Here is an 11,908-nt window from a genome sequence, read left to right as displayed (position 1 = left end):
GGCCTCCTCAGCCTCCGATGACGTGCAGGGACCCCCACAGTGCCACCACGGCCAGCGTCAGGGCAGCGGGCACGACGAGCAGTCCGAGCCGGGTGAACTCGCCCAATCCGATCTCGGTGTCGTGCTCGCGGACGATCCGCCGCCACAGCAGGGTGGCCAGCGAGCCCGCGTAGGTGAGGTTGGGGCCGATGTTCACCCCCAGCAGCACCGCCAGGACGGCACCCGACCCGGAGGGCACGGCCAGCGGGAGCAGGACGAGGGTCGCGGGCAGGTTGTTGATCACGTTCGCCAGCACGGCCGCCAGCGCCGCGACGCCGAGCAGGGCGGCCAGCGAGGTGCCGTGCGGGACGAGGTGCCCGAGCGCGGAGGCCAGCCCGTTGTCGACCACGGCCCGGACCACGACACCGAGCGCGAGGACGAAGGCCAGGAACGGCACGGCGGCCGAGCGGACGATCGCGGCCGGAGCGGTACGGCGCTGGGCGAGGGCCCGGACGGCCAGCACCAGGGCGCCGGCGAACGCCGCCCAGGCCGGATCCACCCCGATCGCGGAGGTCAGCACGAAGCCGGCGAGCGTGCCCGCCACCGTGACCAGGGCGAACACCGGCATCTCCGGCGCCGCCACCTCGCCCTCGGCCCGGGCGCCCGCGTCCAGGTCGGCGGCGAAGAACCGGCGCAGCACCGCGTACTCCACCGCGATGGCCGCCAGCCAGGGCAGCGCCATCAGCGCGGCGAAGCGGGTGAAGCTCAGCCCGCTGGCGGCGAAGGCCAGCAGGTTGGTCAGGTTGGAGACCGGGAGCAGCAGCGAGGCGGTGTTCGACAGGTGGGTGCAGGCGTACAGGTGCGGCTTGGGCCGGGCACCGAGCCGGGCGGCGGTGGCGAACACCACCGGCGTCAGCAGGACCACGGTGGCGTCCAGGCTGAGCACCGCCGTGATCACCGAGGCGACCGCGAACACCTGCGCCAGCAGCCGCCGCGGGCTCCCGGCCGACGTGCGGGCCATCCAGGCCCCGCAGGCGTGGAACAGCCCCTCGTCGTCGCACAGCTGGGCCAGCACCAGCACGGCGGCGAGGAACCCGATCACCGGCCCGAGCCGTTCCGCCTCGGCCACCGCGTGCGCCCACGGGATGGCGCCGGTGGCGACCACCAGTCCCGCCGCCGGCACCGCGACCACCGCCTCCGGCCAGCCCCACGGCCGCACCACCGCGCAGACCAGCACCAGGACCAGCAGTCCGACGGACAGCGCTTCTGCGAACGACGTGCTCAGGGTCCTGCTCCTTGCGGGCGGCGGTGACGGCGCCCCCATCGAACCAGAACGTCCCAGGCCGCAGCACGTCAGGCGGGCAGACGGGCGTGCGCCCGGGCCGTCCGGGTCAGGAGGTCGAGGCGGCCGCGGCGCGGCACCGGCCGAGGAGCCGGCGCAGGGTGTCGCGGTCCGTGGGGGAGAGCGCGTCGTGCATGCGCTGCTCCACGGCGCCGGCGGCGCGGTCGGCGCGGTCGACCAGCCGCCGGCCCTCCTCGGACAGGCGGTTGGGCCGGCTGTTGCGGTTCCAGTCGTCCGCTTCGCGCACGACCAGCCCCTTGGCCTCCAGGGTCTTCAGGGTGGCCGCCGATGCCTGGGGGGTGACCAGGCAGGCCCGGGCGATACCCGCGCCGCTGATCCCGGGGTTGTCGCGAAGCGCCAGCAGGGTGGCGTACTGGGCCACCGTGAGGTCCATCGGCCGAAGTGCCTCGGCCTTCGCCGCCATGAACGCGGCCTCGGCGGCCTTGATGTCGTACCCGAGCCGTTCGCTCGCCGCCAGTGCCATGCCCGCTATCCTACAGGCCCTGAGCATCATCAAGGTCTTGATAGTCTTCAAGACATGAATGACGTGAAGACTGCTGTGGTGACCGGCGCCGCCTCCGGGCTCGGGCGCGAGATCGCCCTGGACCTGGCGCGGCGCGGCTGGCGGCTGGTGCTGCCCGTGCGCACCTCGACGCGGGCGGACGAGCTGGTGGCGGCCGCGGGGAGGACGGGTGCCCCCGCGCCGCGGGTGGTCGAGTGCGACCTGTCCGACCACGCCGCGGTCCGGCGGATGTGCCGGGCCCTGGCCGGCGAGGGCCCGCTGGACCTCGTGGTGAACAACGCCGCGGCCGGCGGCGGTGCCGACACCACCGTCCGGGAGACCAACGCCGCCGGGGTCGAGCTGAGGATGGCGGTGAACGCCGTCACTCCGCACCTGATCGCCCGGGACCTGTCCGCCGCGCTGTCCCCGGCGGGGCGGATCGTGCAGGTGGGCAGCATGGGCCAGCTGCCGCTCGACCTGCGCGACCTGAACTTCGAGCGCGGCTACGACGGGATCCGGGCCTACTGCCGCAGCAAGGTCGCGCTGGTGATGTCCGCGATCGAGCTGGCCCGCGACGGCGTTCCGGTCAACGTCGTCCACCCGGCACGGGAGATGCCCACGCCCCTGGTCAGGGAGAGCGGCCTCCCGGTCGTCTCCACGCTCGACGACGGGACGCTGGCGGTCCTCCGGGTCGCCCTCGACACCGAACTCGCCGGCGTGCGCGGCGCGTACTTCCACCGCTTCGACCGCGCGGAGCCCCACGAGCAGGCCCTCGACGCCCGGGCGCGGCGGCAGGTCGTGGACTGGATCGAAAGCCGGCCCTGAGCCCCGCGAACAGCCGCGGGCGGGTGGTTCGCACCACCCGCCCGCGCACACGTACCGCGAGGTCAGGCCGATCCGGCCGTCTCCTTGAGCTCGGCGTACGGGGCGAGCTTGCGGATCGACTCGATGCTCTTCAGGCAGTCGTCCTTGCTCTCCTGCGGGTCACCGGTGACCACGATCGTCCCGTTGCTCGCCTTGAGCCGGAACCGGTGCATCCCGCTCTCGTCCGTGTACAGCTCGAACTTCCCAGCCATGTCAGTGCGTACCTCTCGCTCAGGTGACCCCCTCGTCGCAGAGTAGGGTCAAATCCCTTGCCTCGCCGTCCAGTTGACCTAGTCGGGTGGCGGCCATTCGAGTTGCGGAGCCCGGCGCCGGCCGGGCGGGCGGAGCTCACGGGGCCGCGTCATCGGCTGATGTGCAGGACGCAGACGTCGTCGCGACGGGCGTGCGGGGCGACCAGGGACCGCACGATGCCGTCGAGGGGCCGTGGGGTGCGGGCGTGGGCCAGGGCCGTGGCGGCCAGGCGGGCGAGGCCCTCGTCGATGGGCTCGTTCGGCCTCTCCACCAGGCCGTCGGTGTAGAGCAGCAGGTGGTCGCCGGGAAGCAGGTCGACGGTGGAGGCCTCGTAGCGGGGGGACGGGGTGGCGCCGAGGAGGATGCCGCCGGCGGTGGGGAGGAACCGGGCGCGGTCATCGCGGACGAGCAGGGGCGGCGGGTGGCCGGCGCGCACCCAGGTGAGGCGGGAGACGGCGGGCTGGTACACGGCCATGATCATGGTGGCCGTCGACCCGGTGCGGTCCGGGGTGTGCAGCAGGAGGGTGTTCAGGTTGGCCAGGACGGTGGGCAACGGCGTGCCCGTGATGGCCATGCCCTTGGCGGTGAAACGCAGCAGGGCCATGGTGGCGACGGCGTCCAGCCCGTGGCCCGCGACGTCGCCGACGACGAGCAGCGCGCTGCCGTCGGGCAGTTCGATGGCGCTGTACCAGTCGCCGCCGAGCCTGAGGCCCTTCTGGAGCGGCAGGTAGGCGACGTCGACGGACAGGCCGGCGAGCTCCAGCGTCTGCTGGGGCACCGGAAGCAGGGTGTCCTGGAGGCGGGCGGCGAGATCGCGTTCGGCGGCCAGCAGGCTCTGCTGGGCGAGCGCGGCCTGCCGGTGTTCGAGCAGCAGCTGTTCGGCGTGCTTGGCGGTGGTGACGTCCTGGAAGAAACCGTGGACCCGCACCGGGTCACCGTGCACATCCGTCTCGGTCTCGGCGACCACCCGCACCTGGCGCACCTCCGGACCGGGCAGCCGGACACCGAAGGTGCGGTCCATCGGTTCCCCGCTCTTGAGCAGGCGCCGCACCGCCTCCTCCATCGCCGCACGGTCCTCGCCCTCGGCGCGGGCCGACAGCTCCTCCAACGTCATCGGGCCCAGCGCCCGGTCCCTGCCGAAGATCGAGTACACCTCGTCCGACCAGACGATCGTGCCGTTCACGAGGTCGCGATCCACCCAGCCCATCCGCCCCAGCCGCTGCATGAGCGCCAGCCGGCGCTGCTCACGCTCTCCGGCGTCCAGCCGGTCCCAGGAGACGATCAGCCCGCCCTGACAGGCGGACGCCCGGACGCCGAACCGGGACCGGTGCGGAATACCGGCCCCCGCCTCCTCGTACTCCAGCTCCCCCTCGTGGACGGCACCGGTCGCCAGCACGTCCAGGTAGCCGCGCCACAGGTCGGTGGTGTCGATGCCCGGGTACGTGCCCAGCACACTGCGCCCGACCAGCCGCGCACCGTCGCGTCCGCCGATGTCGACCGCGTCGGGCGAGGCGGCCGCGATCCGGAAGTCCACCACCTCACCGCTCGGCCCGAACTCCGGCCGGAGGAAGACCACCGAACCGGGAAGGCCGGCCAGGACCTCCCGCACCACCGCGAGGCCGGCCTCCGCGGCGGGGCCGCCGCCCGGCACGGGCTCTTCCACCTGCTCGCGGTCCGCCATGCAACGAGCATGTCACGCCCCGGGCGGTGCCAGAAGCCCGGGTTCGTGGCTCGGCCGTCCCGCTCACGCCGGTCGCCGCGGCCGCCTCCGGTCGGGATCACCCGTGCGGGAGCCTGCTGACGCCCACTGCGGCCTGAAGGCTCGCGCGCACCGTGAAGACCTGATCGGTTCCCGTGATCGCGAGAAGCCGCCTGATCTGCGGCCCGGGCCCGGCCAGGACCAGCCAGACGCCCGCGGCCTCGGCGTCCTCACGGGCCCGGAGGAGCGCGTTCAGGCAGCTGGAGTCACAGAACGTGAGCGGTGCGAGGTCGACCACCAGCAGGTCGGGCCCGGCGGCCACGGCCTCGGCCAGGGCTTCGTCCAGGGCGGCCCTCGTCTCGTGGTCCGCCTCACCGGCGAGCCGGCACACCAGCGCCCGGACGGCGCGCTCCCGCGCGGTCACCCGCAGTCGCACGTCGGCCTGCCCCGCCGTGTCGTGCCGGTCCGGTTGGTCGGACATGGGACTCCGATGCTTCGTCGACCGTCCGGCTCCCATCATCTCCCCGGGACACCGCGAGCGCACCGCCCGGCAAGCCGCGCAGGGCACCTACCGTGACGCGACGTCCTGGAGCCCCACCCGGGCGAAGTGCAGCAGGTCGGAGAGGGCGAGCGCGGACAGCCCCGAACTGACGAGCCGGGTCGCCTCCGGAGCGAGGACCTGACCCGCCGTGAGGCCGGTGGAGATCCACAGGCCGGTGCAGAACGGGCAGGTGACCAGCTCGCCGATGGCGCGTCGCACCCCCTGTCCCCGGACGTCCTCCGCGAGTTCGGCCGGACCGGCCTGGCCGCGGAAGCGGGTGAACGGCAGCCTGAGCGGACTGGTCACCGGATCCTTCGTCACCAGCCGGGACAGCTTGTGCACGGCGCCGGCGGTGAGCAGCACGTCCCACGGGCCGGGTGTCGGCAGCGGCCGTCCCGTCCGCCGGGCCAAGGCCGTGAGCGCGCCGACGCAGCCCAGGTAGGCGGCCATGACGGCGAGGTAGCCGCCGATCGGCTGATCGCCCTCCGGCTCGTACGCCCCGCGCTCACGGCGGAGCGAGGAACCGACGGCGCTCGTGGAGCCGCTCACGGTCGGATCGGGGGACGTGTGGTGGCCGGTCACCATCGGTACCACCGGCGACCGCCGGAGGCTCCGCCGGCGGTGAAGACGAAGCCGAGCGCCCAGACGACGAGGACGGCCAGGGCGATCCACCACAGGATGTGGATCGCGAAGCCGGCGCCGCCCAGGACCAGGGCGAGCAGGAGGACGAGAACGAGGAGGAGCATGGGAGTCGGCCTCTCTCACGGGTAGCGGGATGTTCCGGACCTCGCGCCTGCCCGGGTCGGCCGGTCCTAAGCGGGGACGCGGAGTGATCCGTCCCGCTTCACCGCTGCCGTCCGTCGTCGTCCGTGGCCGACCGGCGGGCCGCCGCGCGCCGCAGCACGACGTGGGGCAGGACGAGCCAGGTGGTGGTGAACCACAGGAGGACGACGGAGCTGATGATCCACGCGGCCGTCGGGCTACCGGTCGCGGTGCGCAGCAGGAGCAGCAGGGCCGCGGCGATGGTGAGGGCGAGGGTGACGAGGCCGGCGGCGATGAGGTGGCCGGCGACGTGGACGAGTTCGGGTTTCATGCCGCGGCCGGCCAGCAGGCGGTGGAAGGCCACGGGCGCGACGAGGGCGCCGGTGGCGACGGCGCCGAGGATCACGGTGGCGGTGTAGAGGTTCTTGTCGAAGTCGGGCAGGGCGGCGAAGCGCGGGGTGAACGCGACGCCGATGAGGAAGCCGAAGAGGATCTGCGCGCCGGTCTGGCAGACGCGCACCTCCTGGAGCATGTCGGTCCACAGGCGGTCGGCCCGCTCCTGCGCGGTCTCGTCGCGGCCCGGTGCGCCGTCGTTGCTCACGGACGATTCCTCCCCCGGCTACGGGCGGTGCGGTGGTCAGGGACGGTCGTCGTGGTGGCCGCACAGCCAGGCCAGCGCCTGGTAGGCACCCAGGGCACCCACGCCGTCCGCGCCCGCGGCCAGGGCTTCGCGCAGGCGGACCGCGGCGGCCTGGCACTCGGCCAGCAACTGGGCCCGGCAGGGGCCGGTGGCACCGAGCGCGGCAGCGGCGGTGACCGGCGCCGCGACCTGGGCTCCGGCGGCCCACCGGTAGGCGCCCAGCACTCCGTGCTCGAACCCGGTCCACGGCTGCGGGCGCCGGTTGGCCGTCTCGATCGCGTCGAACACCTCGGCCAGCGGGCGCACCCCCACGGCCGGGGTCGTCGTCTCGTCACTGGTCATGCCCCGCAACCTACGTCCGGAGCGGGCGGCCCGCCCCCGGGCGAGCGGGCCGGACGACGGCCGGACGGGGCGGCGCCGGGTGGCGGCGGGTGGCGGCGGGGCAAACGGGTGAACGACGTCGGGCCGCGCGGCACGCCCCGACCGACCGGTGCCGCAGAGGCATGAATTCCGTCGACCCGCAAATCCCGCCAGGGCACAAAAACCGCTCGTTCCGCACATTCGGCAGAGGCATAGCGTTCGTCCGGGCGCAATGGTTTTGGCGGGGAATTCCGGGCTTGACAGTGCTGTGGGGCTTACTTATATTCCAGTCGGTCAAGTTCGGTGGGGCGTCGGGGGAGTGACTGCAATATGCGGAACGACGGAATGCGTGGCGCTCTTGACTCGGAGCGGGATTACGTGTCCTCGTTGTACGAGCTGCTCGCGGAGAGGCTTTCCGAGGCACGGGCGCAGCGGGCGGGTGTGCTGAAGGCTCCGGCGGAAAGCGCCGGTGAGGCGTACGAGAGGGAAATCGCCGCCGAGCGGCTGGGCCGGGAAATAGGCCGGCTGGAGGGCGCCGAAAAGGGGCTGGTCTTCGGGCGGATCGACCGGGCGGACGGCTCGGCCCTGCGGATCGGGCGGATCGGGCTGTATTCCGAGGAGGACGAGCTGCCGCTGCTCGTGGACTGGCGGGCGAACGCGGCGCGGCCCTTCTACGAGGCGACGCCGGTTCACCCGATGGGCCTGCGGCGGCGCCGGCACCTGGGCCTGGAGGGGCGCACGGTCGTCTCGGTGAGCGACGAGCTGCTGGACGGGACGGCCCCGACCGAGGAGGACGTCGTGGGGGACGGCCCGCTGGTCGAGGCGCTGTCGGCGCGGCGGACGGGCCGGATGCAGGCGGCCGTCGCGACCTTGCAGGCCGAGCAGGACGAGATCGTCCGCTCCGCCCACCGCGGGGTGACGGTGGTGCAGGGCGGGCCCGGCACCGGCAAGACGGTGGTGGCCCTGCACCGGGCGGCGTACGTCCTGTACGCGTTCCCGCGCGCCGCGGAGGAGGGCGTGCTGGTGGTGGGCCCGAACGCCCGCTTCCTCGACTACATCTCCCAGGTCCTTCCCTCGCTCGGCGAGAACGACGTCGTCCTGGCGACCTGCCGGGAGCTGGCCGGAGTGACCCCGGGCGCGGTCGGCCCGTCCGACGCGGCCCGGCTCAAGGGCGGCTCCGACCTCGCCGAGGCGCTGGCCGGCCTGCTGCGCGTCCGTCAGGCCCCCGCCGGCGACTTCACCGTGCGGGTCGGGCGGGACCTGGTCCACCTGTCGGGCGAGGAGGTCGCCGAGGCGCGTGACGCCGCGGTGGCGGCCGTACCGGGGCACAACCCCGCGCGCCAGGTGTTCAGGGAGCTCCTGGTCGACGCCGTCGCCGACGCGCTGCAGCGGGACATGGGCGACGTCCTGGAGCAGATCGACGCCGACGCCGAGCGGATGACGGGCCTCGACCTCGACCGGTTCACGGGAGCCGACCGGCGCCGGGCCGAGGGCGCGGCCGAGCCGGGGCCGGCCCACGAGCTGGACCTGGACGCCGTCCGGGCCGATCTGCTCGAGGACGACGGCGTCGACCGGGCGGTCGAGGCGCTGTGGCCGCGGCTGGAGCCCGGCGAGCTCGTGCGGGCGCTCCTGGCGGACGCCGACGCCCTCGCCGAGCACCTGCCCCGCCTGACCGCGCCGGAGCGGTCCCTGCTGCTGGGCGGCCCGGACGACCCGTGGACCGAGGCCGACGTGCCGCTGCTGGACGAGGCGGCGAGCCTGGTCGACGGCCCCCCTGGGCGGACGTACGGGCACGTCGTCGTCGACGAGGCGCAGGAACTGACCGCCATGCAGTGGCGGATGATCGTCCGCCGCTGCCCGGCGCGGGCGATGACGCTGGTGGGCGACTTCGCCCAGGCGGGCCCGGTCACGACGGCCCGCGACTGGAAGGAGGCGCTGGGCCCGCACGTCGGACCGCGGTTCAAGCTGCACGAGCTGACCGTCAGCTACCGCACCACGCAGGAGATCCTGGAGAGCGTCCGGGCCCTGCTCGCGCGGATCGCCCCGGACCAGCGGCCCACCCGGTCACTGCGCAGCGGGGAGAGCCCGCGCACCGTGACCGCACCGCCGGACGGGCTGGTCGCCGCCGTCCTCCGGGAGCTCCGCGCCCAGAGCGCCGCGCACCCGGGCGAGCTGCTGGGGGTGGTCTGCGCGGACTCCAGGGCGGGCGAGCTGACGGCCGGGGGTGTCGCCCGCCACGCCCGCGTCGTGCCGGCGTCCGAGGCGCGCGGCCTGGAGTTCGACGGGGTCGTCGTCCTCGACCCCGAGGAGATCGTCGCGGCCCGCCCCGGCGGGGAGCGGGACCTGTACGTGGCGCTGACCCGGGCCACCAAGCGGCTGTGCACCGTCACGGTCGAGCCGGCCTGACGGCGGACGCGGCGGTGGGGCCGCGGTCGGTCCGCGGCCCCACCGGTCGACGTGGTGCGGGTCAGGAGACGGTCACGTCGTCGTAGTAGGTGTAGGTCGGGTCACCCGGGTAGTCGTCGTCGTGGTTGCTCAGGGTGAGGGTGTAGGAGTGCCCGGGGGTGACGGTGGCCGTCCTGTTGACCCAGCTCGCGGACGCGGCGCAGGTCTTGGCGAGGACGGTGGTGGTCGTGCCGGTGGTGTTGTCCTTCAGGGTGGCGGTGGCCCAGTCGTAGGTGACGGTGTCCGGGCAGGTGTTGCTGTACCAGAAGGACACCTTGCTGGAGCCGGCCGGCGCGGTGAAGGTCTGGGCGATCGAGGAGTCCGTGCCCGGGCTGTCCGAACCGACCTGGGCGCCGTAGCCGCCGCTGTGGGCGGCCGCGGTGTTCGCCGCCGACGAACCGGCGCCGGTCCAGCCGCTCAGGCTGCCGGTCTCGAAGCCGCCGTTGACGATCGCGCCCCCGCCGCCCGAGGTGGAGACCGTCCAGGTGAAGGAGGCCGACCCGGTGGCGTTGGTGGTGTCCTTCGCGGTGACCGTCACGTTGTAGCTGCCCGCCGTGGAGGCCGTGCCGCTGATCAGGCCGGTGGAGGAGTTGACGGACAGGCCGGTCGGCAGGCCGGTGGCGCTGTACGTCAGGGTCTGGCCGGAGGCGGAGTCGCTGGCGTGGATCTGCAGGGAGGCGGCGCTGCCCGTGGTGGTGCTCTGGTTGCCCGGGTTGGTGACCGTCACCGTGTTGCCGGTGCTGGTGCCGGACTTGAAGGCGCCCAGGCCGTTGGGGGTGCCCAGGCCGGTCGGGCCGTCGTAGCCGGCGCCCGCGGTGCACAGGTAGGACGGGGAGCAGCTGCCGTTCGCGCCGCTGGTCACGTCGTTCAGCGAACTCGTGTGCTGGTACGGGTACTTGGCCGGGTAATCGGACGCACCCGGGGTGCCCGCGTCGGCGTAGACGGCGGCGATGAGCGGCGCGGAGGCGCTGGTGCCGCCGTAGACGGCCCAGCCGCTGCCGCCGTAGGTCTGGTAGACGGCGACGCCGGTGGCCGGGTCGGCGACGGCGGACACGTCGGCGATGGTCCGGTTGGAGCAGCCGCTGTCGCTCTGCCAGCTCGGCTTGGGGTCGTAGGCCGAGCAGCCGGAGCCGGCGCCGTTGCCGCCCCCGCTGGAGCCCCAGACCGTCTCGCCCCAGCCGCGCGCGCTGGAGTTGCGGTTCAGCGAGGTGCCGCCGACCGCGGTGACGTACTGGGAGCCGGCCGGGTACTCGGCGCCGTAGCCGGAGTCGCCCGAGGACACGGTGATGGCGACGCCGGGGTGGTTGAAGTACTGGCTGTCCGAGGTGGTGTCGGTGGAGTCCTCGGAGCCGCCGTAGCTGTTGGAGACGAACTTCGCGCCCTGGGCGACGGCCTGGTTGACGGCGGTGCCGAGGTCGCTCATGGTGGCCGCGTTGGCCTCGACCAGCAGGATGTGGGCGTTCGGCGCGGCGGCGGAGACCATGTCGACGTCGAGCGAGATCTCGCCCGCCCAACCGGTGTCGCCGGCCGGGTAGTTGGTGCCGCCGTTCTGGTCGATCTTCTTGAAGCAGCCGTTCGCGGTGGTGCACGCGGGCAGCCCGTACTGCGCGCGGTAGGTCGCCAGGTCGGACTCCGCGTTGGGGTCGTCGTTGGCGTCCACGATGGCGACGGTCTGCCCGGCGCCGCCGTTGGCCGTCAGGCCGTAGGCGCTCTGCAGGTCGCTCGGCCCGAAGCCGGACGGCGTGGCGTCGGGCGACACCGCGTGGAGGGAGAACGCGTGCGGCTGCACCACGTCGGTGCGCACCAGGGCCTGGCAGGCCATCTGGTGACGCTGGGTCGGCTTGGCGCAGGCGTGCCTGACGCTCGCGCCGGGCGCGGTGGTGCCCGTGGCGCCCGTGGCGTCGGCCGGCGCGGCGACGGCGAGGCCGGCGGCGACCACGGCGCCGACGGCGAGCGTCGCGGTGCTCGCGCGGAGTCTGCTCGCACGGGGTCCGCCGTGACGCAGGACGGAGCGGATGAGCTGGTGCAACGGAGCCCTCCCGGTTGGGGGTCGGGCCCCGGGCGTGCGGGCGCGCCGAGGTGAGGCGGCCGCCCGTGTGCAGGCCCGGGGTGAGGGGAGACGCGCACGTGCAGACGGCTGCCCGGGGGCTCGGCGCGGCCGGGGGCGTCAGCCCGATGGGGCGACGGGGGCCGGGCGGAGCTGGGGGTGTCCAGGACATGCCAGGGGTGTGGTGCCGAGCCTTGGCGGCTCCAGTGCGAGAAAGGTAGCGGGGCCCGCACCGGCGAACAAGCATGGTGTCCATGCCATGACCGAGGCTTTGACCGGCATGACCGAGCCTTGACCAGGCGGGACACCGCCACTGGCGCGGTAGCGCCACCCCTCCCGTGCCACCCGCCCCGCCCGTGGACGCCGCGCACCCGATGCCCCCGGTCGGCACCGTCCGCGCGTACGCGACCACGGGGGTGACGGAGTGGGCAAAACCCGGTGACACCGGGGGCCCGCGCGAGGAGACTGCACAGCG

12 protein-coding genes are annotated in these 11,908 nt (G+C 74.1%); 2 read left to right on the top strand and 10 right to left on the bottom strand.

What is annotated here, in order from left to right; all coding sequences use genetic code 11:
- Window positions 1-7: 7 nt before the first annotated feature.
- Both VM95_RS07775 and VM95_RS07770 read right to left on the bottom strand, forming a co-directional pair.
- Window positions 8-1,264 (bottom strand): arsenic transporter, encoded by a 1,257-nt coding sequence (locus VM95_RS07775; RefSeq protein ID WP_045693360.1) that lies wholly within the window; start codon window positions 1,262-1,264, stop codon window positions 8-10.
- Window positions 1,265-1,370: 106 nt separating this feature from the next.
- Complete coding sequence (locus VM95_RS07770) at window positions 1,371-1,805, bottom strand: MarR family winged helix-turn-helix transcriptional regulator (RefSeq protein WP_244178667.1); 435 nt, start codon at window positions 1,803-1,805, stop codon at window positions 1,371-1,373.
- Window positions 1,806-1,859: 54 nt separating this feature from the next.
- Between VM95_RS07770 and VM95_RS07765 the strand changes: the two genes are divergently transcribed.
- Complete coding sequence (locus VM95_RS07765) at window positions 1,860-2,648, top strand: SDR family NAD(P)-dependent oxidoreductase (protein ID WP_045693300.1); 789 nt, start codon at window positions 1,860-1,862, stop codon at window positions 2,646-2,648.
- 62 nt (window positions 2,649-2,710) lie between these two features.
- On the opposite strand, the gene VM95_RS07760 is transcribed toward VM95_RS07765, so the two are convergent.
- From VM95_RS07760 to VM95_RS07730, 7 genes are all read right to left on the bottom strand, one after another.
- Window positions 2,711-2,899 (bottom strand): YegP family protein, encoded by a 189-nt coding sequence (locus VM95_RS07760; protein WP_045693299.1) that lies wholly within the window; start codon window positions 2,897-2,899, stop codon window positions 2,711-2,713.
- Window positions 2,900-3,048: 149 nt separating this feature from the next.
- A complete protein-coding gene (locus VM95_RS07755; RefSeq protein WP_078859680.1) occupies window positions 3,049-4,620 on the bottom strand; it encodes a PP2C family protein-serine/threonine phosphatase in 1,572 nt (523 codons plus the stop codon).
- A 97-nt stretch (window positions 4,621-4,717) separates the two neighbouring features.
- On the bottom strand, window positions 4,718-5,119 hold the full coding sequence (locus tag VM95_RS07750; protein ID WP_045693298.1) for an STAS domain-containing protein: 402 nt from the start codon (window positions 5,117-5,119) through the stop codon (window positions 4,718-4,720).
- A gap of 87 nt (window positions 5,120-5,206) precedes the next feature.
- The gene (locus VM95_RS07745) at window positions 5,207-5,728 is read right to left on the bottom strand and encodes a DUF1360 domain-containing protein (RefSeq protein ID WP_045693354.1); all 522 of its coding nucleotides are present in this window, start codon (window positions 5,726-5,728) and stop codon (window positions 5,207-5,209) included.
- A gap of 29 nt (window positions 5,729-5,757) precedes the next feature.
- A complete protein-coding gene (locus VM95_RS07740) occupies window positions 5,758-5,925 on the bottom strand; it encodes a hypothetical protein (protein ID WP_045693297.1) in 168 nt (55 codons plus the stop codon).
- A gap of 98 nt (window positions 5,926-6,023) precedes the next feature.
- Window positions 6,024-6,542 carry a DUF6328 family protein gene (locus VM95_RS07735; RefSeq protein WP_045693296.1) on the bottom strand — a complete coding sequence of 173 codons (519 nt, stop codon included), beginning with the start codon at window positions 6,540-6,542 and terminating at the stop codon, window positions 6,024-6,026.
- 36 nt (window positions 6,543-6,578) lie between these two features.
- Window positions 6,579-6,923: a hypothetical protein gene (locus VM95_RS07730; protein ID WP_045693295.1), complete on the bottom strand. Its 345-nt coding sequence runs from the start codon at window positions 6,921-6,923 to the stop codon at window positions 6,579-6,581.
- A 396-nt stretch (window positions 6,924-7,319) separates the two neighbouring features.
- Between VM95_RS07730 and VM95_RS07725 the strand changes: the two genes are divergently transcribed.
- Window positions 7,320-9,347 carry a HelD family protein gene (locus VM95_RS07725; RefSeq protein WP_244178666.1) on the top strand — a complete coding sequence of 676 codons (2,028 nt, stop codon included), beginning with the start codon at window positions 7,320-7,322 and terminating at the stop codon, window positions 9,345-9,347.
- A 61-nt stretch (window positions 9,348-9,408) separates the two neighbouring features.
- Here the strand turns inward: VM95_RS07725 and VM95_RS07720 are convergent, their stop codons facing one another.
- Window positions 9,409-11,415: a putative Ig domain-containing protein gene (locus VM95_RS07720; protein WP_244178665.1), complete on the bottom strand. Its 2,007-nt coding sequence runs from the start codon at window positions 11,413-11,415 to the stop codon at window positions 9,409-9,411.
- Window positions 11,416-11,908: the final 493 nt, after the last annotated feature.

Source organism: Streptomyces rubellomurinus, assembly GCF_000961885.1.
In the GTDB taxonomy this organism is placed as follows: domain Bacteria; phylum Actinomycetota; class Actinomycetes; order Streptomycetales; family Streptomycetaceae; genus Kitasatospora; species Kitasatospora rubellomurina.
Note: the sequence above shows the minus strand (reverse complement) of the source record. Positions and strands in the feature narration are given on the sequence as shown.

Bases quoted from the DNA above. Each gene is read 5' to 3' on its own strand.
- VM95_RS07770 (WP_244178667.1), bottom strand. From the start codon at position 1,805: ATGGCACTGGCGGCGAGCGAACGGCTCGGGTACGACATCAAGGCCGCC.
- VM95_RS07765 (WP_045693300.1), top strand. From the start codon at position 1,860: ATGAATGACGTGAAGACTGCTGTGGTGACCGGCGCCGCCTCCGGGCTC.
- VM95_RS07760 (WP_045693299.1), bottom strand. From the start codon at position 2,899: ATGGCTGGGAAGTTCGAGCTGTACACGGACGAGAGCGGGATGCACCGG.
- VM95_RS07755 (WP_078859680.1), bottom strand. From the start codon at position 4,620: ATGGCGGACCGCGAGCAGGTGGAAGAGCCCGTGCCGGGCGGCGGCCCC.
- VM95_RS07750 (WP_045693298.1), bottom strand. From the start codon at position 5,119: ATGTCCGACCAACCGGACCGGCACGACACGGCGGGGCAGGCCGACGTG.
- VM95_RS07740 (WP_045693297.1), bottom strand. From the start codon at position 5,925: ATGCTCCTCCTCGTTCTCGTCCTCCTGCTCGCCCTGGTCCTGGGCGGC.
- VM95_RS07730 (WP_045693295.1), bottom strand. From the start codon at position 6,923: ATGACCAGTGACGAGACGACGACCCCGGCCGTGGGGGTGCGCCCGCTG.